The following is a 23,278-nucleotide window of genomic DNA, read 5'->3' on the forward strand; positions in this document are numbered from 1 at the left end:
TTCATTTTTTGTTTGGCATTTCATTTTTTGTTTGGCTTTCACAGAGACTTTCGCATACAGTGAGTGTGAGTATCAAAAGAAAAAATGATTTTTTCATAAGAAAACTATACAAATGTAACTAAAACGAGCAAAAGCAATGCCCTCTTTCTTGTAAATTTCAAGGTTTCATTTGCAATAATATAAGGAAGCAAGAATGCACGAATTTGCCACCCTTCTTGCAAAACATGGTCACAGCGTTGAAAGCCGACTTGCTATACTGCTCGGTGATCAAGCCCAAAATGGTGAAATTTCCCGTCCTGAAATCTTGCTCAAAACTATGCGCTACGGTGTTCTCAATGGTGGAAAACGCCTGCGTCCTTTTCTTGTTATGCAAAGTGCTGCTCTTTTTGATATCCCGTCTGAACACGCTCTTGATGTCGCCTGTGCTCTAGAATGTGTGCATTGTTATTCGCTCATTCATGATGACCTCCCCGCCATGGATAACGATACACTTCGACGTGGCAAACCCACTGTCCACATAGCATTTGATGAAGCAACAGCGATTCTTGCAGGGAATGCTCTTTTAACATTTGCTTTTGAAATCATTGCTGATAAAGCCCGTGCACTGTCTTGTGACACCCGAATAAAGCTGATCACAGCTCTTGCACAGGCCGCAGGACTTGGCGGTATGATAGGTGGCCAAATGCTTGACATTGAGGCAGAAAAAAAACCGCAAGCGAGCACCAATATTATCACTCTACAACGCATGAAAACAGCAGCCCTTATAAGCTTTGCTTGCCAAGCAGGAGCCATTATCGGCAATGCTTCAAAAGAACTAACGGAAAGACTTTCTGCTTTTGGGACATATCTCGGTTTAGCCTTTCAATTGACAGATGATCTTCTCGATGTGACAACCAGCAGCGAAGTACTAGGCAAAACCGCCGGTAAAGATGAAACGGCGCATAAAGCCACTTTTGTTCGTCTTTATGGTATTGAAGAAACACAAAAAAAGCGAGATGACCTGATTACGAAAGCCGAAGCACTTTTACGCCCCTTTGGCGACAAAGCGAAAGCTCTCCAACAAGCAGCCCATTTTAGTGCAACACGAAAAAATTAATATTCACCAGCCATAGCACAAGCAAAAAGGCAGGCAAAACAAAGTGTTTTTTTATTTTGAATCCATACAACGGTTTCTTTCAACCCTGTCCAAAGCGTTTATGGATATAATCACTCAAGAGAGATTCAAATTCTTCAGCAATATGGTTACCCCGCAAAGTCTTTACCTTTTGTCCCTCAATAAAAACAGGCGCCGCCGGACTTTCACCCACTCCCGGCAAAGAGATTCCAATATCAGCATGTTTTGATTCTCCTGGTCCATTGACAATACATCCCATCACTGCCACCTTCAAACTTTCAACACCAGGATACTTTTCACGCCAGATGGGCATATTTTTGTACAAATTCGCTTCAATTTTTTGCGCCAATTGCTGAAACACTGTCGAGGTTGTACGACCACAACCAGGACAAGCAGCAACAACAGGCAAAAATTGCCGAAACCCCATCACTTGTAAAAGTTCTTGTCCCACCTTCACTTCTCGTGTCCGATCTCCACCGGGTTCAGGCGTCAAGGAAATGCGGATTGTATCCCCAATTCCTTGCTGTAACAAAATTCCCAAAGCCACAGAAGAAGCAACAACACCCTTTGTTCCCATTCCTGCTTCTGTCAAACCCAAATGGAGCGCATAATCACAACGCTCTGCCAGGGTACTGTAGACAGCAATAAGATCTTGAACATCACTCACTTTAGCAGAAAGAATAATTTTATCACGTCCCAACCCCAGCTCTTCCGCAAAAGCAGCCGAATGCAAAGCCGACTGCACAACAGTTTCCCGCATCACTTCTGCCACAGATAAGGGATTCTCCTGCTGTGCATTTTCATTCATAAGCTGTGTTAATAACACATTATCAAGAGATCCCCAATTCACACCAATACGAATGGCTTTATGATACCGACAAGCAATTTCGACAATTTCTGCAAACTGCTGATCCTTTTTTGCGCCAAAACCAACATTTCCAGGATTGATCCGATATTTTGCAAGAGCCTTAGCACACGCAGGATGTGCTGCCAAAAGTTTATGGCCAATATAATGAAAATCTCCCACCAATGGTACAGAAAAACCCAACCGTTCCAATCGTTCTCGTATTTTTGGCACAGCAGCAGCAGCTTCATCACGATCAACGGTGATCCGAACCAATTGGGAACCGGCCTGCCAAAGAGCAGCAATTTGTGCAACGGTTGAATCAATATCAGCAGTATCGGTATTGGTCATTGACTGAACAACAATTGGGTTATTGCCACCCACCATCACATCACCAACCGCAACACCAACAGACCAACGACGTTCAAGAGGTTTAGATAAAGGATACGGTGTGCTCATCAAGCCCTCAAATTTCAAAACTTGGTATATATCGAACCTCATTTATGACAATGCTTGTCAAAGTACAATTTAAAAAATGAATGAAAGACACCACCTCACTCAACCAAAGCTATTAGCTTTCTTACATCACTGACAAGTAAAGCCATCAATGCAACCTTTCAATTTTCAAGCCGTTATAGCAAAACCCCAAACACAATGCCAATTTTCGTAAAACATCAAATACATAAAGGAGTTAACAAATGTGTTTATTTTCAACCCACGCAAAAAATGCTAGAATTAAAAAACGTATCGCACAATTAAAAAGTGAACTTGTCCCTGCAAATCGTTGGCGTTCTCATAATAGCAGCTTTGCAAACATCTTAGACATGCTTGATACATGGAAACAAAAAGGCCATCACGCACTTTGCCACCTCAATGAGCATGCTACAGAATTGAAGAAAAAAGCAAAAGAACACCCCAAAACAATTATCGCATTGGCTACAGGAGTGGTTTTAGCGAGCTTTTTGCTGATCCGCAAAAACCAACAACAGAGCTAAAGCCCTTTTAATGCCCGCTTTGAATCGGGCATTCTTTTATAGCGTAAAAAAGTGAAAAAATACCATCACCATCCCAATCAAAGTCTCACCGCCCTAATGGAATGAGGTCCCCTCTAAACCGCCAATCTGATTACAGACTGGTTTCTCTCGCATACATTTTCCGTCTTCACGACCGCTATAATTTCCCCATAAGTTCATAAGAAAAGCTTTGCCGTGACTCTTCCCCGCAACCTTCTCCTTCCACGCTGAATGCATGCAAAAGAAAACTGAAATCAGAAAGAAACGAAACTCTTATCTTTCATCTGCATGAACATACCTTATCTCACCGTTCTAAAGCACAATATCTTACAGCAGTACAGATAAGAGTTTAAAAAGATGTAGCATGACAAACCAAATAAAGTCTTCCAAACTTAACACCCACTTACTACAAACAGCGGGCATAAAAATAAAATTTAAAAAACCCAAAATTCTACCCTCCAGAAGCAATACGCTGTGACGTATCCACATACGTGACAACTGACATACCAGGAATAAGCTTTTCAGCCCCTTCTTGTCCAGGATCTAAAGCAATACGCACAGAAATACGCTGTGCAATTTTAATAAAATTCCCGATTGTCGTATCTGTTTTTAATAATGAAAATTCTGAACCAGTCGCAGGTGCAAAACGAACCACACGTCCTGTTAATTTTTTATTGTTCAATGCATCAACAGAAAAAATAACCGGTTGCCCAACACGCATTTGCGAAAGCTGCGTTTCCTTATAATTGGCAACAATCCAAATATCATCAGAAATAACTGGCACCAATTGCGTACCAGGCAAAACATATTGTCCCACCCGCGCACCAACCAACCCAATATATCCCGTTATAGGAGATAAAATCTTCGTATGATCCAGGTTGATTTTAGCCAACTCGACGCCAACCTGCGCACTTGCCACCTCCGATTGTAGACTTTGCCGTTCAAGACCCAATTGTTTTTGCAATTGGCGTTTTGTTTCAAGCGTTGCCAACAATTGCGAAAGAGGACGAGAGACAGAATTGGAAGCATCTGTAAAATCGATTTTTTTGTTTTCAGACAGAACATTAGAAAATGCTTTCGAACGCGCCAATTCGGCTTCTGTTGCATTAATTTCTCCCTGCAAAATCTGAGCCTGCAACATAATGCTAGAAAGTTTAGCATTTTTTGAATCTAAAACAGCCTGTGCCTGCGCAAGCTGTTGACGAAAAAGAGCATCATCGAGTTCAAAGAGCAGCATTCCCTTTTCAACGCGTTGGTAATCTTGAACATAAATTCGTGCAATGACCCCAGAGATCTGTGAACTAACCAAAGTAACACTGCCCTTAACAGAAGCATTATCGGTTATTTGAATTGTACTGACAAAAGGAGGAAGTCTCCAAGCCCATAAAATTAACAAAACACCCGTAATACCTGAAAGGAATGTAATAAGCGTCGCTCTTGACCTTAATGCTTTTATCATTTCTCACACCCCTCCTCACCACTTTTATACCGCTTTTCAAATGCATACAAAGCATATGGTTTTACAAATATTTTGAAAAAAAAAGCAGCAAATACAACTATTGCAATATAAAAATAAAGTCGAAAAACATCATCATAAGCAAAAATATTTGCTGTTAACTTAAACTTTTCAATCAATCTAGAGGTATCTTGTTCACTTCCTAAGAAGTCAGGAACAGAAGCACCATAAGAAGGCAAAAATAAGGTATTCGTCTCCCCTGAAATAAAGGGATTTGTGACAGTAATATTTTGTGTTAAAGATTCAAAGTTCTTATGAGCGAAAAAAAACTGTAAACTACCAAAAAAAGCCGACCCCATTAATCCGCCTGTCACTTGTGTCAAGAGAAAGACAGCAATAAAACTTAAGACATAACGTGGTCCTCGTGCACCAGCTATCACAAACCCCTTGCAAAGAGCAGGAGGTAAAAAAAGTGCGTAACTAAAACTGACCAACCCTTGACTGAGCATCATATCTTGGGGACGCGTTAAATGATTCACGTGACTATCTAAATAAGCTCCAAGCGCCAGACAAGCCAAGGATAAAAGATAAAAATAATCCTCACGTCCAGCACGTAGAAAAAAGACACAAACTGCACCTCCTAAAAGACTACCCAATACAATCGCAAGATACATGGGAGCCATCTCACGATTTAACAAACCAAAAAGATTAAAAAATCCTACTGCTAAAGTTGACCTTTCTAACAAAAAAACGTGAAAGATTAATAAGATGAGAACAGAGTGTACGATTTCTTTACTGAAAAGCCAGCGTAAATCAATCAACGGGTTTGCTCTATTAAGTTCAATCATAATCGCAATGACTAACGAAGCAATAGCCAGTGCAAGTGCCCACCCAATCCATGGTGCTTCATACCACCAATACAATATGCCAACAGACATAATCATGGCATTAAGCCCAAGACCAAGTGCAATCAAACCATAACTCACCCAGTCTAACTTCTGAATAACTTTACTACGGACCACAGGAGTCAGTGGAAGAGCATAGATACATCCCAAACTGATGAGAACCAACCCCATTTCCATCGCTGAAAGGCTCGAAAAACTCCCATTTTCCAATAAATCCGGTGAAATTAAACGCGATAAGGGAGCTGCTAACGCAGCATTCGTATAATTTAAACTAAGTCCAATAGTAAATTTCTTTGCCGGTGCAAAAGCCTCCATCATATAAAGCAGTGCGAGTGAAGCTAAGGGCGCTGCAGCAATACCAGCAAAAAAACGAATGATAAGAGCAGAACGCAAATCTGTCACAAAAAGCTGCAAGACACAAACCAAAACGAAGCCAAGAATTGATAACTCAGCAAAAGCTCGAAGCCCAAACTGGTAGCGAATTTTGATCAACATGATCGCAACACTCACATTTGGTGCCATATAAGCCGCAACCAACCATGTCGTTTCGGTCAGGGTTGCGTGGAAATCCCCCGTAAGACGAACAATGTTAGATTGAACAACATTCGCTCCCAAACCATAGGCCCACTGCAAAATAAAAGAAGCAAAAATATAAACAAAACATTTCGGCAAAGGCCCTGCGAAAACACGACCTGGATGCGGAAAAGGTTTTCCTCCTCTTTTAGCAGACATAACCGTACTTTTTTTTCCGCCCATGCCCCTTTTTCCTGTATAATCCTTTACGCCTCTGTTCCCCCAGAACCAGCAGCTGTTAGTTGATGAAAAAACTTTTCGACGTTATGATTTATCTCATCGCTTATGCCCTCTTCTAACGTTGCTCGAACTTGCAAAATCTTCTGTTCCAATGCATCAAAAGAAAGATGCTCAACACCAACAACGTGCTCCACCAACAGAGAACAACCGGAAAAGGTAATATTAGCAACGCCTCCGTAAACAGCAAACAGCTTTTCCCCTGAAGAGGTACGAACGCGAACACTGCCCAACACAATGCTTGCCACCAGCGGTGCATGATGCGCCATAATTGTCAGAGCACCTGACGCTGAAGGAAGAACAACAGAAACCACCTGCTCTGAAAACACAATTTTCTCAGGCGACACAAGCTCAAATAAAAAATGCTCTTCTTTATTGTGTTCCACAAAAATCTCCACAAGGCTTGACGTAAGGACTCTTCATCCTCTTCACAAAAAACATCCCTTACAGATTTCTTCTTATGAAGAAGCCTCTGCAATAAGACGTTTTCCTTTTTCTATGGCTTCATCAATCGAACCAACCATATAAAAAGCGGCTTCCGGCAAATCATCATACTCACCAGCGCAAAGACCTTTAAAGCCTTTTATTGTCTCTTCTAAGGGGACGAGTTTTCCGGGTGAACCAGTAAAAGCTTCAGCCACATGGAAAGGTTGCGAAAGGAAACGTTCAATTTTACGTGCCCGCCCTACCAACAATTTATCATCTTCAGAAAGCTCATCCATTCCAAGGATAGCAATAATATCCTGGAGAGCTCTATAACGTTGCAAAATAGTTTGAACCTGACAAGCAACCGTATAATGCTCTTCTCCCACAATCAATGGATCGAGCATGCGCGAGAAAGAATCAAGCGGATCAACGGCTGGATAAATTCCCTTTTCAGCAATCGAACGCGAAAGAACCGTTGTTGCATCCAAATGGGCAAAAGATGTTGCAGGTGCTGGGTCTGTTAAGTCATCGGCTGGAACATAAATAGCCTGAACAGAGGTAATAGATCCAGTTTTCGTACTGGTAATACGTTCTTGCAAAGCACCCATATCCGTTGCTAAAGTTGGCTGATACCCCACAGCAGAAGGGATACGCCCCAAAAGCGCTGAAACTTCAGCCCCTGCTTGAGTAAAACGGAAAATATTATCCACAAAGAAAAGAACATCCTGTCCCTCATCCCGGAAACTTTCCGCAATGGTCAATCCTGAAAGAGCAACACGAGCACGTGCTCCTGGTGGCTCATTCATTTGCCCATAAACGAGCGCACATTTTGATCCTGCTGTTGAACCATTATTCTCTTTTGGATTCACATTCACACGGCTTTCGATCATTTCATAATAAAGATCATTTCCCTCACGTGTACGCTCTCCAACGCCAGCAAAGACAGAATACCCACCATGGGCTTTTGCAATATTGTTGATAAGCTCCATAATGAGAACGGTTTTACCAACCCCAGCCCCACCAAACAAACCAATCTTACCACCCTTAGAATAAGGCGCCAACAAATCAACGACTTTAATACCCGTGACAAGAATTTCTGACACGGTTGATTGCTCAACATATTCAGGAGCATCTTGGTGAATAGAACGCTTTTTGGCTGTCACAATTGGACCCACATTATCAACCGGCTCTCCAATCACATTCATGATACGACCAAGCGTTGCCTCTCCAACAGGAACACTGATCTGTGTTCCTGTATCAAAAACCTTTTGACCACGGATAAGACCATCAGTGGTATCCATAGCAATCGTACGCACGGTATTTTCACCCAAATGCTGTGCAACTTCCAAAACCAGGCGATTGCCTAAATTGTCTGTTTCTAATGCATTAAGAATATTTGGCAACGCATTTTCAAACTGCACATCAACAACAGCACCAATAACCTGTTTGATCTTACCAACGGCCCCTTTTACAGGGGTATCTTTAGGACTTTTCGGCATATTTTTCTGAGAAGAAGACCGCACAGGCGTAGACGAATCTTTCATACCAGTCTGAGATTTCGAGGCGGCTTTTTTCACGCCTGAACGAGCAGCTGTTTTCTTTTTTTCAACCTTTGCTGTTTCCTTGCTTGACGTCACTGCTTTTACCATCAACCCTTACCTTTTCAATTTAAAGCGCTTCAGCGCCCGCAATAATTTCGATCAATTCCGTAGTGATCTGTGTCTGACGCTGACGATTATAAGCCACCATCAATTTATTAATCATTTCACCCGCATTACGCGATGCATTGTCCATAGCTGTCATTTTCGCACCCATTTCACCAGCAACATTCTCAAGCAAAGCTCTAAAGATTTGCACTGAAAGATTGCGCGGCACAAGCGCCTCCAAAAGAGAAGCAGCATCGGGCTCATACTCATAAACCATCGCTTGTAGATCTTGGTTTTGCTCTGCCTTTTTAACGCCTTCTCTTGTCTCAACAGCTCCTTTTGTAGAAACCATTGGGATCAAACCAAAAGCTGTTGGGCGCTGATTAATCACTGAAACAAATTCAGAATAAAACAGCGTACACACATCAAAAGCGCCCTCATTGAACAAATCAACAACCCGTTGGCTAATCATGGCTGCCTCGGCAAAACCAACACGCTTGACAGAATGCAAATCAATGTGATCAATCATTAAAGCTTTATAATCACGCGATAAAATATCTGCACCCTTTTTACCCACGGTTAAAATTTTAACGATTTTACCAACGGCAAGCAGTGCCTTAATCTGTTCGCGTGCACGGCGTGCAATCTGCACATTAAAAGCACCACACAAACCACGTTCAGCAGTACACACCACCAAAAGATGCACATCATCCCGACCGGTTCCCCGCATAAGAGGCGGAGCATCAATGCCATCAACATCGGCAGCAACATTGGTTAAAATAGCAGCCATCCGCTGCGCATACGGGCGTGCAGACTGCGCTGCCTCTTGTGCACGGTGCAACCTCGCTGCCGCAACCATTTGCATGGCTTTGGTAATCTTCTGTGTTGCCTTCACCGAAGCGATACGGTCTCTAAGATCCTTCAACGACGCCATTTAAGCATTCCATCAATTTATCACGAAAAATTCTTCGCGTAAGACTTCAGAACAGTCAACAACTGATCCTTAAGTTCATCGGTTAATTGTTTCTGGTCAGCAATTGCTTGCAAAAGATTCTGGTGATCATTGCGTAAAAGAGTTAAAAGCCCCTGTTCGAACCGAGCAACATCAGCAATAGCCAAAGGATCAAGAAAACCATTCACCCCAGCAAAAATGACAGCCACCTGTTCTTCTGTTTTCAGGGGAGAAAATTGCGGCTGCTTTAAAAGCTCAGTCAAACGTGCACCACGGTTTAAAAGACGCTGTGTTGAAACATCCAAATCAGAACCAAATTGTGCGAAAGCAGCCATTTCACGATATTGTGCCAATTCCCCTTTGATCGAACCAGCAACTTGCTTCATTGCTTTGATTTGCGCAGCAGAACCAACACGCGACACAGAAAGACCCACATTCACAGCAGGACGAATTCCCTGATAAAACAAATTGGTTTCTAGAAAAATTTGCCCATCAGTGATCGAAATCACATTTGTAGGAATATAAGCAGAAACGTCATTCGCCTGTGTTTCAATGACCGGCAAAGCTGTCAGAGACCCGGAACCATTTTCAGCATTCAGCTTTGCAGCCCGCTCTAAAAGGCGCGAATGAAGGTAGAACACATCACCGGGATAAGCTTCACGCCCAGGGGGACGGCGAAGCAAAAGAGACATTTGGCGATAAGCAACAGCCTGTTTGGAAAGATCATCATAACCGATCAAAGCATGTTGACCATTGTCACGGAAATATTCACCCATTGCACAACCTGCAAGAGGCGCAATAAATTGCAGTGGAGCAGGATCAGAAGCGGTCGCCGCAACAATAATAGAATATTCAAGGGCTCCCCGTTCTTCCAACACTTTAACGAATTGTGCAACCGTTGAGCGTTTTTGACCAATAGCAACATAAATACAATATACTTTATCCTGTTCGTGCTCTGCACCTTTTTCGTGGAACGGCTTCTGGTTTAAAAACGTATCGAGTAAAACTGCTGTTTTCCCCGTTTGACGGTCACCGATCACCAATTCACGCTGTCCACGTCCAATGGGAATGAGTGCATCAATAGCTTTCAATCCGGTTGACATAGGCTCATGCACAGATTGACGTGGAATAATCCCTGGCGCCTTCACATCAACACGACGACGCTCTGTTGTCTTAAGAGGTCCTTTACCATCTATAGGATTTCCGAGTGCATCGACAACACGCCCAAGCAGAGCCGGTCCCACGGGAACATCCACAATTGTGCCTAACCGCTTAACACAATCACCTTCACGAATATCACGATCCGATCCGAAGATCACGACCCCGACATTATCAATTTCCAGATTCAAAGCCATACCGCGTACGCCATTTGAAAAGGAAACCATTTCACCTGCTTGGACATTATCCAAACCATACACACGGGCGATACCATCACCCACAGAGAGAACCCAACCAATTTCTGAAACTTCAGCCTTTTGGTCAAAGTTCCTGATTTGCTCTTTTAGAATTTTTGAAATTTCAGATGGTCTAATATCCATCAGCTGACCTCTTTTTTCAATGCAAGCTTAAGCGAAGACAATTTTGTTACAAGAGACGTATCAATCTGAGACGACCCCACACGAATGATCAACCCACCAAGAACAGTTGGATCAACAAGAATGTGTAGTAAAACTTTTCCCCCCACGACACCTTCCAAAGCTCTACGCAGCTCTTTTTCTTGTTGAGAATTCAGGGGATACGCAGAAATGACCTGCGCGGAAACTTCTTTACGAGAGAGAGCGACATGACGTTGAAAAGCGTGTAAAATACCATATAAAGCACAAAGTCGACGGTTTGTAGCGATAACGCGCAGAAAACTACCGACAATCTTACCAGCACGCTCATCAGCAAATTTGATGCTTGTACAAACAGAATGCATCACTTCAACTTGCTCTTTTACTGAAAAGAATGGACTTTCTATAAAGCGTTTTAAGTCTTCATTTTGGTCCAAGATAAGCAAAAAAGATGCCACTGCCTTTTCAACTTTTTCAACGATTCCTGCTTCTTGCACGAAATCAAAAAGTGCTTGCGCATAGCGTTGATCTACTAATGGCAGCGGTATAAGAGAAAATGAATCCGACACGAAATACCGCCTCTTTCCCTTGAGCGACTCTCTGATAGTTATCAGATGATAATGAAACAAACACTTTAAGATTTTAAGAATCTTCTTAAAACCCACAACAAAAAACATTTCGGTTTCTAGCATAGACATAAAAGACTCGCAACACTCCAAATCGATGCTTTCTAAAAATTTTTTTGTGAAAAGAATTTTTTCAAATATACAATGAGCATCATAGTTTTTATACGCTGTTTTTGGTATCTCCTACGAGATTTTTCAAGGATCTTTTTTGCCCCATACACGGTCTAAAATCAGAAGCAAAACAGTGTCCTTCACTATTTAAACGAGATATTTTTCCTAACATTCTCTCACAAAAAAGGGCGCTACCGCTACCGATAAAAAAATCTCTCCATGATATTGCACTATATTGCTTTGTTTTCTAAAGAAAACTTTGCGGATCAATATCAATCTGAACCCGAACTGAAGAAGGCATTTTGGGAGCATTTGCCAGCATCGCACGTATAAACCCTTGTATATCAAAAGAACGCTGCCCCTGTAGCAAGAGCCGAAAACGATAACGCCCTCGAATAAGAGCCAATGGAGCTTCTGCAGGCCCCATCAATGAGATGTTTCTCTCACCAGGAGAAACTTGGCGCAATACCCGTGCATAATGTTCTGCCGCCTGACGTTTTTCTGAAGACACAATCAAAGAGGCGAGTCGTCCATAAGGAGGAAGATGATAATGCTGACGCATGGCAATTTCATGCGTGTAAAAATCCTCACGTTGTCGTGAAAGCAAGGCTTGTATCACAGGATGATCCGGTTGGTATGTTTGCAACAATCCTAGACTTTTCAATCCCATACGCCCTGCTCTCCCGGTCACCTGAGACAAGAGCTGAAAGGTGCGCTCACTCGCACGTAAATCGCCATTGGCAAGACCAAGATCAGCATCAATAACCCCTACCAACGATAACCCAGGGAAATGGTGTCCCTTCGCGACCAACTGTGTTCCAATAATAATGTCAACTTCGCCCTTTGCAATTGTTTCCAATTCGCGCCGCAATTGCCCAATCCCCCCTTGAAGGTCGGTTGAGAGAATCAGCAAACGCGCCTGTGGAAAAAGTCCCCGTGTCTCTTCAGCAATTCTTTCCACACCAGGTCCACAAGCCACGAGATGGTCTAAAATCCCGCAGTGAGGACACGCTTCAGGAATTGGCTGATGATAACCGCAATGATGGCATTTAAGTTGCCCTTGTAAACGATGCTCTACCAGCCAACTTGAACAATCTCTGCAATGAAATCGATGTCCACAAACACGGCATAAAGTTAAAGGTGCATAACCGCGTCGATTGAGAAAAAGCAGTGCCTGTTCACCTTTTTCGATGGTTTTTAGCAAAGCCTCTTCAAGAGCAGAGGAAATAAAACGCCCCTTTTGCACACCTCCTTTACGCATATCAACCACCCGTAGTTGTGGAAGCGCAGCTGCTTTAAAGCGCGACGGCAAATTAACCCGTTGATAACGTCCCCACAAAACATTTGCCTGGCTTTCAATCGACGGTGTTGCTGAAGATAAAATAACAGGAAAACGCTCGAACGAACCCCGTGCAACCGCCATATCACGCGCATGATAAAAAATACGCTCTTCCTGTTTATAGGCACCATCATGTTCTTCATCAACAACAATCAACCCAAGATCATGAAAGGGGAGAAAAAGTGCCGAACGCGCTCCAGCCACAACCCGTACCCGACCTTCGGCAACCTGTCGCCATACACGTTCTCGACGACGTGGTGCCAAATCAGAATGCCATTCAGCGGCAGCTGCTCCAAAACGTGCATGAAAACGATCTAAGAATTGTTGTGTTAAAGCAATTTCAGGCAACAAAATCAAAACCTGCTTGCCCCCTGTAAGCGCTTGGGCAACCGCTTCAAAATACACCTCTGTTTTCCCTGATCCTGTCACACCATCAAGCAGAAAAACGTGAAACTGAGAAGACAACACACCTTCCCGCAAAAGCCTTGCTGCTTTACTCTGTGCTCCCTCAAGAACAGTGGGGCAAAAGTCAGGATTAGGCATCCCTACAAGCGCTGGTGGGGGCACCATAACCTCTTCAAAAACCCCAAGCGATTTTAACCCTTCAACAACAGAAACAGAAGTTCCCGCCGCATGAGCAAGGCCAGAACGTGTCCAAATCCCACCATCGCGTGCCAACTTCAAAATCCGTGAGCGTGCTGGTGTTAAACGCTCTATGTCTCCCCCACAATACCGCAAACCAGGCATTGGCGTCTCTGGTTCTAAAGCAGCCGGCACACATAAAACCAATCGTGCAACAAGCCCGAGAGGGGTCATTGTATATCGGCTCACAAAACGCAAAAATGTGATCATTTCCTCTTTTAATGGTGGACAATCAAAAACATGGAGGAGAGAGCGTAATTTTTTACCTACCACCGATGCAGCACTTTGCCCTTCTTTTACCGCTTGCTCTCCAATATCCACCACAATACCACAAACTTGGCGCCCCATTACCGGAACACGAACAAAAGAGCCAATTTCAGCTTTCATAAAAGAGGGAACCTCATAACTATAAGCATGCGCAACAGGAAGAGGAACCAAGACCGAAACAATCTTTCTCTCCTGCACGCTTTCTGTTACCTTTGACTTCATCTTTTGTCTCAAATTTTATACGCACCTCTTAGACAAAGAGCATCTAGTTTCTTTTTTGATATCCGTTGGTGAAAAACCCCTTACGGGGCTTAGCATTTCAACCCTCCAACAACACCTTATCCATACACCAACCATCACTAAACCACAAAAAAGAACCCAATCTCCCCCATAGTGGATAGAAACCCATAAAAAGAAGCATACACAACATAAGCGATTTCATAACCCCACATCATTGAAAATAAACAAAAAACACATCCCATCCTTCATAAAAAATGAAGTTTAATCAGTATCAATATCAAATAAGAAGACCTCAAATGCTCATAGGACAAACAATTCCCTCTGAGATTTTGCTCTCTTTCCAAATTTATGTCGTGGCTTATCATATAAGAGTAAAATCCTTCCTCTTGCTTTTACCACAAACAATAGCGCATAACAAAAAACAGGGTGAATCATCAAAGGCTTTAAAGGAAAGAACTAAAAACCAAGGAGATTGGATATGAAATTTTTTGTGGATAGTGCTCATATTGAAGAGATCCGAGAATTACAAAATTTAAGCCTCGTTGATGGTGTCACCACCAATCCCTCGCTTATCTTAAAATCAGGACGGAATATTTTTGAAGTCACAAAAGAAATCTGTAGCCTTGTCAATGGTCCTGTTTCTGCCGAAGTTGCAGCAACAGAATTTGAAGACATGATGAGGGAAGCAGCTGTTTTTGCAAAAATTGCTGACAACATTTGTATCAAACTTCCTTTAACATTTGATGGATTGAAAGCCTGTAAAGCACTAACAGCACAAGGCTTAAAAACCAATCTCACACTTTGTTTTTCTGCTAATCAAGCCCTATTAGCTGCCAAAGCAGGTGCAACATTTGTTTCACCGTTTGTTGGCAGAATTGATGATTGCGGAAATGAAGGCCATGAACTGCTTCATGAAATTCGTACAATTTATGACAACTACAGCTTTGAAACGCAAATTTTGGCAGCTTCAATCCGCACTGTTAATCATGTTAAAGAAGCAGCACTAAGCGGTGCAGATGTTGCAACTGTCCCACCAGCAATCTTAAAAGCATTAGTAAAACATCCTTTAACCGATAAAGGATTACAAATCTTCCTCGAGGATTGGCAAAAAACCGGGCAAAGTATCGCTTAACCTTTTGCCAAATCTCTTGAAAGCAACAGTAAAATCTGCTCCGCCAACTCTTCAGCTACCCGTTTTTTCGCATCTTCTTCTGCTTGCATGGTTGCATATTCTTGGCGAAGCCGTTCAAAAGATGCGCTCACGGTTCCCATACCACTGCCAACAGGAGTATTTTTCATATCTTGCAAGGTATAGGAAACTTTCCCCACTACAGTTCCAACGGAAGGGCGTCCTTCTCTTTTTCTATCGAGATCAACCTCTATCTGTACAGAATTTCTTATAAACAGGGATGTTTGCAATGTTAGTTGATAAGCTGGATCATTGGGTTGGCTGCCATTTTCATAAAGAAGAAACAACAGGTGATTCCGCACCATTTGTCCAAAACGATCTGAAGGTTCTGCAATAATAATACTTGCGAGTTTTTCAGAAAGTCTCAAGGATTTTGGTTCTGAGGAGTGACGATAAGAAACAGAATCTATTGTCGTAACCTCTGACATCTCATGATAAAGTGGTTCAATTTTGCATCCACACAAAAGTGTTAACAAAACAGTAAAAGTCACAAAAAGAAAATTTTTAAAGCACGACATTGACAATCCTTTTTGGAACAATAATCATTTTTTTAACAGGTTTTTTACCCACATGCGCCTTTACAAAATCAAGAGCCAGAACAGCTGCTTCAATTATTTCTGGAGTAGCCGTTGCTGCCACAGTCACCTCACCACGTTTTTTACCATTAATCTGTATCGGCAAACTATAGCAATCCTCAACGATTAATGTAGGGTCATAAACGGGCCAAGGAAGCTCAGACATTAAAGTTTTCTCTCCTAGAGCAGCATGGCATTCTTCAGCTAAATGAGGCATGATAGGTGAAATCAATGCAAGGAAAAAATCCACTGCTTGGCGCAAAGCCGCCTTCATTTCATCCTCCATATCTCCCACCTTATTGAGAAAAGGCGCCATAATATTCAAGAATTCATAAAGACGTGCGATTGCCCGATTAAAAGCAAATTTTTCCAAATCATCCCCCACGGAATAGAGTGTACGGTGCGCCACCTTTGAAAGCTTCAAAGCCGCCCCCTGACGCCCAGTATGGGGCTCCACTTCCCTTAACATCGGAGCACTCAAAGCCACATGGCGCCAAACGCGTTGCACAAAACGATGCGCTCCTTCAACCCCCGATTCTGTCCAGATAACATCCCGTTCAGGAGGAGAATCAGACAGCACAAACCAGCGTACAGTATCGGCTCCATAGGATGCAATAATATCATCAGGATCAACGACATTCCTTTTTGATTTAGACATTTTTTCAATCAAACCAATCGTCACTTCGCTTTGATCAGCTAATTTATAAGCGCGCCGCTTTCCATCCTTTTCAACAATAGAAATTTCTTCTGGTGCAACCCATCCTTGATCATCGCGATAGGTTTCATGAACCACCATGCCTTGGGTAAAAAGCCCCTTAAAAGGCTCATCCACAGCCACAGAACCCAACAATTTCATGGCACGCATAAAAAAGCGCGCATAAAGCAGGTGTAAAATGGCATGTTCAATTCCACCAATATATTGTTGCACAGGCAACCATTCTGTTGTCGCTTGTTTGTCGACAGGTTCTTGTGCAAAAGGTGCAGTAAAACGTGCATAATACCAAGAAGAATCCACAAATGTATCCATGGTATCGGTTTCGCGTTTAGCAGCCTTTCCACAAACAGGACAAGCAACAGTTTGCCATGTTTCATGACGCACAAGTGGGTTCCCCGGCTGATCAAAAGTCACATCATCAGGCAACACAACGGGTAAATCCGCACGCGGAACAGGCACCACCCCACAAGATGTACAATGGATCATTGGGATCGGGCATCCCCAATAACGTTGACGCGAAATGCCCCAATCACGCAGACGAAATTGTACTGTTTTTTTCCCCTGTGGCTGTCCATTAAGCATTTGCCCCTCAAGCCTTTTGGCTGCTTCTTCAAAAGCCTGTTGGGGTGTCAAACCATCCAAAAAGCTGGAATTGATCATCACACCATCACCAACATAAGGCGTTTCAGTAATGATAAAATCTTCTTTCTCCACCCCTGAAGGCAACACCACCGGCTGCATAGGAAGACCATATTTACGGGCAAAATCGAAATCCCTTTGATCATGGGCAGGACAACCAAAAATAGCCCCCGTTCCATAGTCCATAAGCACAAAATTGGCGATATAAACGGGAATATGAATCGTTGGATCAAAGGGATGAACAGCCAAAAGTGGTATGCGAAAACCTTGTTTTTCAGCAGTTTCAAGAGCCACCGTTGTTGTTCCACCACTCCGACAACTTTCGATAAAAGCCTCCAGTGCTTTATCTTTTTGTGCAAAAGCTTGCGCAATGGGATGATCAACAGACAGAGCCAAAAAGGAAGCACCAAACAGCGTATCAGGCCGCGTTGAATAACAAATAATCTCATGAAAGGATGTACAAACCTCATCAGTCTTCTCTGTCGGCTTCAAAGCCCAGCGAATCAAGAGACCTTGTGACTTACCAATCCAGTTTTTTTGCATAGTACGCACTTTTTCAGGCCACTGTTCAAGATCTTCAAGCCCTTCCAGTAAATCTTCACTAAAGCTACTAATTTTGAAAAACCACTGCGTTAATTCACGTTGTTCAACCAGTGCGCCAGAACGCCAACCCCGCCCATCAACAACCTGCTCATTGGCCAAAACAGTATGGTCAACGGGGTCCCAATTCACCTTAGCCACTTTGCGCACCACCAACCCCTTGTGATAAAGATCAAGGAATAACATTTGTTGGCGGTGGTAATAATCCACATCACACGTTGCAAATTCACGCGACCAATCCAAGGAAAACCCCAACTGCTTTAATTGCCCACGCATCACGGCAATATTCTGATAAGTCCACGTTTTGGGATGCACTTTATTCTGCATAGCAGCATTTTCAGCCGGCATACCAAAAGCATCCCACCCCATAGGATGAAGCACATTAAAACCTTTTGCACGTTTATAGCGTGCGACAACATCCCCCATAGCATAATTGCGCACATGCCCCATGTGAATGCGCCCTGATGGGTAAGGGAACATCTCTAAGACATAACATTTTTCACGGCAATCTTCCTCCTTGGTATAAAAAATTTTCTTTTCATCCCAAACTGCTTGCCATTTTTTTTCGCAGGCACGTGGATTATAGCGTTCGCCTAAATTATAATGTTCAATTGTCATTCCCTTTATACTCTTTATTCTTTAATAAACTTGAACCAAAAACTTGTTTTATGCTTGACCATGGATTAACTCCATCGTCAATATTTTCAGTAATATTTTACAAAGTTTTTTCAAAGCGCCTCCAAACAATACCGCAACCAGCAAAAAAAACAGAAAGCAAGAAAAAATGAATACACAGATTCCCCCACATCGCTCCTCCGTTGAAACATGGAAAGATCTCCAAAAAGATATTGCAGAAACATGTAAAGACTATCACCGCCTCAGAGAGGAAGTTCAACTTATCGCTGTTTCAAAAACTGTTCCCGTAGAAAATATACTTCCCCTTTTACAAGCAGGTCAAACTTTCTTTGCAGAAAACCGCGTGCAAGAAGCTACTGCAAAATGGACCGATCTGCGTCAACAGTTTAAAAATATTGAACTTCACCTCATCGGTCCCTTACAATCGAATAAAACAGCACAAGCTGTCAAAATTTTTGATGTCATTCAAACCGTTGATCGCGAAAAAATAGCCAAAAGCTTGGCAGAGGAAATGCAAAAACAAAACAGACATCTCCCCTGCTATGTTCAAGTTAATATTGGCTTAGAACCGCAAAAAAGCGGTATAGTACCACAAGAAGTGGCGCCTTTTGTTGCCCAATGTAAAAACCACTATGGCCTTGATATCATCGGCCTTATGGCCATCCCGCCTGTAGAGGAAAATCCAGGCCCTTATTTCGCCCTGCTAGCAAAGCTAGCAAAACAAGCAGATCTGCCGAAGCTTTCCATGGGCATGTCCAATGATTTTAAGATAGCTCTTCAATTTGGCTCTAACGTTCTTCGCATTGGTTCGGCTTTATTTGGAGAGCACCCTGTTTAAAGCTATTTTCACCAAATTGCCTCAAAAAAAACCCACTTATAAAGGCAAAATGATAAGAACAACAAAATAAATTGCCCACTCATGGAAAAAAGTACTGTGAAATCAATAATCGCAAAAGAATATTCAGCACGGTTATCGCGATGTTTCTCATTAAAAACACATGAATTGTATCAACCTCTTCGAGACGTAGGAATAATTCCCCCTCTTGTCAATAACGCACCACAAACAAAAACTTAAAACATGGATATAAAGACAACGCCTCAACCTCGTATAAGCCGACTGGCTAAATACCTCCTAAAGTGCCTAAGAAAGTTCTAAGAACCGTGCAAAATTACATAGATAGCAATCGCGAGAAACCAATAATATAAAAGCTTTCTGCACTCTGAAAGGGTAAGCCGTGCTCAATAATCACCTAAAAAATAAAAGGATTTATAAAACAAACCTCAAACAACAGCAATGAAACTACATTCAATAACGGTATGAATATATTGCTTGGTAGTTTTTATAAATATAGAAAAAAATACTACTTATTTGGATGAATGACTCATTTGCTTTTATTTTTTTGTTAAAAAAGTAGTGCTTAATAACTCGTATTAGAATAATATTTTTATTATTTATATAGTATTTTTATTGTTAATTTTAAAAATTATATTTTACATTTCTCTAAAATGTATGACAGAAAATTTAAATCAGTATATTGATACAATTTTTTAATGGAGACAAAGGGAAGAGTTCTATAAATAATCTTGGTTTAAGCGTAATTTATACGATACATGATTCAACACCTGTTTATGCAAATGATATCACCGTAGTGATTTTGTTTATCACATAGCTACAGAATGCTTGAAACCAAGAATTCAGACAAAAGCAGACGAAGTATTTATAGGTGGTGTGGCTAGAGAAGTATCAGGTGTAGTCTCAGCTAGCCTCCAAGGTTTTTGAAGAGGTGTTCTTGTGGGCTTTGTCCAGAAAGTTTGGGAATTTTGGTTCTCATTGAAAACAAATAACGTATAAAGATATCTCTGAAAATAATAATTTGTAAGTATTTTCGAAAAAATATCTAAATTGTATTGTATATAACTATGATTTATACATACTTTATAGATAATTATATTTTATAAGTGTATATTATAAATTGTATTTCGTTATGACATATTTTACTGATAAACTTATTGCATCGCTTATAGCAACAGTTTTTTTGGTTTAATATATTTTACTGTAAATTTATTGATTACAGTTGGAAATCTTCTCTAAAAGAAGCATTATTAATAAGATCTATATTCTTTCTTATGAATTTTTCATTTAACTATATTGGTTTATATCAACTTGTGAGAAATATTTTATATTGGAGGTGCATTCTAAAACCGTAAGAATGTTTTGCATGTTTGTTCTATTTGTCTCTCTCTATGCCACTATTGCCAAAGTATTCTATGGTCTGAGTTGGAAGTTCTCTATCACAACAGGATTATTGGGAGGAATTCTGTTTTTCCTTTCTGATAGTTTGTGTAAATATTTTAAGTCTATATGAATATCTTAATTTTTAAAATAAGAGAGTATAAAATAAAAAACATTTAAAGAGGGAAAGCACCTTTATCCTCCTTTTTTAGACTATTGAAAAACTCTCATTTTCTTATGTGCTTATAAAAAGTTTATACTATACTTTGTCACATTTAAGCACCCTAAAAGAGCATAAAAATACTCTCTTAAATATAATTGCATCAGAATTTAAAAATTGACTATTCTAATCTTTGTAATTTAGTCTAACCTCAAAATGAAGATTTTCATTTAAGAAAAAAATTGGAAAAACTCTGCCAAAGCATAAAATGACAAGGATTGATTTTTCTAAAAAAAATTAAAAGAGGGAACATATGTCTGAAAAAATTTATCCAATACAAGAGTATATCAAAAAAAATGCTTTAATCGATGAAGAGACTTATCTCCAGTGGTATCATGAGAGTATTAATGATCCAGAAAGCTTCTGGGCGAAACAGGGTCAATGTATTGAATGGTTTAAACCTTTTACAAAAGTAAAAAATACTTCTTTTGACGGTGATGTATCGATTCAATGGTACGAGGATGGAATAACAAATGTTGCCTATAACTGCATTGACCGCCACTTAAAAACCCATGGAGACAAAATCGCTCTGATTTGGGAGGGAGATAATCCTTATCATGATAAAAAAATAACCTATAATGAACTTTATGAACATGTTTGCCGTTTTGCCAATATTTTAAAGAATCACGGTGTCAAAAAAGGTGACAAAGTCATCATTTACCTAACCATGATCCCCGAAGCAGCCTATGCCATGCTTGCTTGCGCCCGCATTGGTGCCATTCATTCGGTGATTTTTGCTGGCTTTTCTCCTGAAGCGATAGCAGGACGCATTGTTGACTGTGAATCGACCTTCATCATTACCGCTGATCAGGGCTTGCGTGGTGGAAAACGGGTTAACTTAAAAGACAATGTTGACCAAGCGATTGAAAGAGCAGCTCATCAGAATATGCATGTGGACCAAGTCATGGTCATACGCCGTACCTGCGAACCAATTAATTGGGTAGAAGGACGTGATTTTTGGTACCACGAGGAAATGCCTCATACCGCAACGGATTGCCCGGTAGAAAAAATGAATGCAGAAGATCCACTTTTTATTCTTTACACCTCCGGCTCCATAGGAAAACCCAAAGGTGTTTTGCATACAACAGCTGGTTACCTTATTTACGTATCTATGACCCATAAATATGTTTTTGATTATCATCCTGGTGAAATTTACTGGTGTACTGCTGATATTGGCTGGATTACGGGTCATTCTTACTTGATTTATGGCCCTTTATGCAACGCAGCGACCACTTTAATGTTTGAAGGGACACCAGCTTTTCCCGATAAAAGCAGGTTTTGGGAAATTGTTGATAAACACCAAGTGAACACGCTCTACACAGCACCCACAGCCATTCGCACCTTAATGGGTGCGGGAAATGCATTTGTTGAGCGCTCTGAGAGAACATCTTTGCGCCTTTTAGGCACCGTGGGCGAACCAATTAATCCAGAAGCATGGGAATGGTTTTACCACACGGTTGGAAATGACCGTTGTCCTATTCTTGATACATGGTGGCAGACCGAAACAGGAGGGCATATAATTACCCCCTTGCCCGGAGCAACAAAGCTCAAAGCAGGTTCAGCAACACGTCCTTTCTTTGGGGTTCAACTTCAAATCATAGATGAGCAAGGAAATGCTCAGGAAGGAGCAACAGAAGGCAATCTCTGCATCATTGACTCATGGCCTGGACAAATGCGCACCCTCTATAATGACCATGAACGCTTTATTCAAACCTATTTTTCCACCTATAAAGGAAAATATTTTACAGGCGATGGTTGTAGACGCGATAGCGATGGCTATTATTGGATTACGGGACGGGTGGATGATATTCTCAATGTTTCTGGGCACCGGCTAGGGACAGCAGAAATTGAATCAACGCTTGTTTCTCATCCTGCTGTTTCAGAAGCCGCTGTTGTTGGTTACCCTCATCCCATTAAAGGACAGGGAATTTATAGTTTCGTCACCTTAATGGAAGGAACATCCGTGAGTGAAGAGTTGCAAAAAGACCTTATCAAGCATGTAAGAAAAGAGATAGGCTCCATTGCCACATTGGATCAAATTCAGTTTGCTCCTCAGCTCCCCAAAACGCGATCGGGAAAAATTATGAGACGTATTTTACGCAAAATTGCTGAAAATAATTTTGACAATCTAGGAGATACTTCAACACTTGCCGAACCACAAGTCGTTGATGATCTTATTGCTAATCGCCAAAATAAAGAAGCCACAGTTTAACGCAGAATACCATCGGTGGCTTTAGCCTTTCCGCTAAAAAATGATTTTGACATTTTTGCTACAGTCACCGACCCAAAAAAGGGAAAAGCGAAAGAAGCTTTACAATACCCTGAAAATAGACACTTTTTCTCCATAGGCAAACAAGAAATGATTAAAGATCAAAGCTGTGGAACATGAATTGTAGTAGGGATAGAGTTATCAATATAAAGTATTTTTTTACCAATCACCAAACGAAAAAGATCACTCCTAAGCAAAAAAACGGAAGCAACGGTTTTTATGTTTATGCTAGAATGACCTCAGAATTCCTGCTAAACT

General features: G+C 41.4%; 18 protein-coding genes. 7 read left to right on the top strand and 11 right to left on the bottom strand.

The genetic code is table 11. The features are described 5' to 3' along the window. The first annotated feature begins 193 nt into the window (after window positions 1-193). On the top strand, window positions 194-1,096 hold the full coding sequence (locus J7R07_RS02510; protein WP_208435370.1) for a polyprenyl synthetase family protein: 903 nt from the start codon (window positions 194-196) through the stop codon (window positions 1,094-1,096). Between the two features lie 79 nt (window positions 1,097-1,175). On the opposite strand, the gene ispG is transcribed toward J7R07_RS02510, so the two are convergent. Then, complete coding sequence (gene ispG / locus J7R07_RS02515; protein WP_208435371.1) at window positions 1,176-2,417, bottom strand: flavodoxin-dependent (E)-4-hydroxy-3-methylbut-2-enyl-diphosphate synthase; 1,242 nt, start codon at window positions 2,415-2,417, stop codon at window positions 1,176-1,178. Between the two features lie 239 nt (window positions 2,418-2,656). Between ispG and J7R07_RS02520 the strand changes: the two genes are divergently transcribed. Next, window positions 2,657-2,953 carry a hypothetical protein gene (locus J7R07_RS02520; RefSeq protein WP_208435372.1) on the top strand — a complete coding sequence of 99 codons (297 nt, stop codon included), beginning with the start codon at window positions 2,657-2,659 and terminating at the stop codon, window positions 2,951-2,953. Window positions 2,954-3,422: 469 nt separating this feature from the next. Here the strand turns inward: J7R07_RS02520 and J7R07_RS02525 are convergent, their stop codons facing one another. The 8 genes from J7R07_RS02525 to J7R07_RS02560 all read right to left on the bottom strand — a co-directional run bounded on the left by J7R07_RS02525 (window position 3,423) and on the right by J7R07_RS02560 (window position 13,926). Further along, complete coding sequence (locus J7R07_RS02525) at window positions 3,423-4,430, bottom strand: HlyD family secretion protein (RefSeq protein WP_208435373.1); 1,008 nt, start codon at window positions 4,428-4,430, stop codon at window positions 3,423-3,425. Further along, the gene (locus tag J7R07_RS02530) at window positions 4,427-6,088 is read right to left on the bottom strand and encodes an MFS transporter (RefSeq protein ID WP_208435374.1); all 1,662 of its coding nucleotides are present in this window, start codon (window positions 6,086-6,088) and stop codon (window positions 4,427-4,429) included. Before J7R07_RS02530 ends, J7R07_RS02525 begins: the two co-directional genes overlap by 4 nt. Before the next feature lie 23 nt (window positions 6,089-6,111). Then, window positions 6,112-6,528, bottom strand: a complete 417-nt coding sequence (atpC, locus tag J7R07_RS02535) for an ATP synthase F1 subunit epsilon (protein ID WP_208435375.1) — start codon at window positions 6,526-6,528, stop codon at window positions 6,112-6,114. A gap of 72 nt (window positions 6,529-6,600) precedes the next feature. After that, window positions 6,601-8,217 (bottom strand): F0F1 ATP synthase subunit beta, encoded by a 1,617-nt coding sequence (gene atpD, locus J7R07_RS02540; RefSeq protein WP_208435376.1) that lies wholly within the window; start codon window positions 8,215-8,217, stop codon window positions 6,601-6,603. 19 nt (window positions 8,218-8,236) lie between these two features. Then, on the bottom strand, window positions 8,237-9,148 hold the full coding sequence (locus J7R07_RS02545; protein WP_208435377.1) for a F0F1 ATP synthase subunit gamma: 912 nt from the start codon (window positions 9,146-9,148) through the stop codon (window positions 8,237-8,239). A gap of 20 nt (window positions 9,149-9,168) precedes the next feature. Beyond that, the gene (gene atpA, locus J7R07_RS02550; RefSeq protein WP_208435378.1) at window positions 9,169-10,704 is read right to left on the bottom strand and encodes a F0F1 ATP synthase subunit alpha; all 1,536 of its coding nucleotides are present in this window, start codon (window positions 10,702-10,704) and stop codon (window positions 9,169-9,171) included. Beyond that, window positions 10,704-11,288 carry an ATP synthase F1 subunit delta gene (gene atpH / locus J7R07_RS02555; RefSeq protein ID WP_208435379.1) on the bottom strand — a complete coding sequence of 195 codons (585 nt, stop codon included), beginning with the start codon at window positions 11,286-11,288 and terminating at the stop codon, window positions 10,704-10,706. The genes atpA and atpH overlap by 1 nt, the downstream gene beginning before the upstream one ends. A 415-nt stretch (window positions 11,289-11,703) precedes the next feature. Next, complete coding sequence (locus J7R07_RS02560; protein ID WP_208435636.1) at window positions 11,704-13,926, bottom strand: primosomal protein N'; 2,223 nt, start codon at window positions 13,924-13,926, stop codon at window positions 11,704-11,706. A gap of 272 nt (window positions 13,927-14,198) precedes the next feature. On the opposite strand from J7R07_RS02560, the gene J7R07_RS02565 reads away from it, so the two are divergent. Together J7R07_RS02565 and fsa are read left to right on the top strand one after the other, a co-directional pair. Then, window positions 14,199-14,426, top strand: coding sequence for a hypothetical protein (locus tag J7R07_RS02565; protein WP_208435380.1), 228 nt, complete (start codon window positions 14,199-14,201; stop codon window positions 14,424-14,426). After that, window positions 14,423-15,076 carry a fructose-6-phosphate aldolase gene (gene fsa / locus J7R07_RS02570; protein WP_208435381.1) on the top strand — a complete coding sequence of 218 codons (654 nt, stop codon included), beginning with the start codon at window positions 14,423-14,425 and terminating at the stop codon, window positions 15,074-15,076. The genes J7R07_RS02565 and fsa overlap by 4 nt, the downstream gene beginning before the upstream one ends. Here the strand turns inward: fsa and lptE are convergent. Beyond that, window positions 15,073-15,651: an LPS assembly lipoprotein LptE gene (gene lptE, locus J7R07_RS02575; protein ID WP_208435382.1), complete on the bottom strand. Its 579-nt coding sequence runs from the start codon at window positions 15,649-15,651 to the stop codon at window positions 15,073-15,075. The genes fsa and lptE overlap by 4 nt on opposite strands. After that, window positions 15,638-18,280, bottom strand: a complete 2,643-nt coding sequence (gene leuS / locus J7R07_RS02580) for a leucine--tRNA ligase (RefSeq protein WP_208435383.1) — start codon at window positions 18,278-18,280, stop codon at window positions 15,638-15,640. The genes lptE and leuS overlap by 14 nt, the downstream gene beginning before the upstream one ends. Before the next feature lie 166 nt (window positions 18,281-18,446). Here leuS and J7R07_RS02585 point away from each other — a divergent pair, with 166 nt between their 5' ends. From J7R07_RS02585 to J7R07_RS02595, 3 genes are all read left to right on the top strand, one after another. Continuing rightward, a complete protein-coding gene (locus J7R07_RS02585) occupies window positions 18,447-19,136 on the top strand; it encodes a YggS family pyridoxal phosphate-dependent enzyme (RefSeq protein ID WP_208435384.1) in 690 nt (229 codons plus the stop codon). A 1,868-nt stretch (window positions 19,137-21,004) separates the two neighbouring features. After that, the gene (gene acs / locus J7R07_RS02590; RefSeq protein WP_208435385.1) at window positions 21,005-22,963 is read left to right on the top strand and encodes an acetate--CoA ligase; all 1,959 of its coding nucleotides are present in this window, start codon (window positions 21,005-21,007) and stop codon (window positions 22,961-22,963) included. Between the two features lie 15 nt (window positions 22,964-22,978). Next, window positions 22,979-23,140, top strand: coding sequence for a hypothetical protein (locus tag J7R07_RS02595; RefSeq protein ID WP_208435386.1), 162 nt, complete (start codon window positions 22,979-22,981; stop codon window positions 23,138-23,140). Window positions 23,141-23,278: the final 138 nt, after the last annotated feature.

The organism is Bartonella phoceensis (assembly GCF_902825145.1).
Lineage (GTDB): Bacteria > Pseudomonadota > Alphaproteobacteria > Rhizobiales > Rhizobiaceae > Bartonella > Bartonella phoceensis.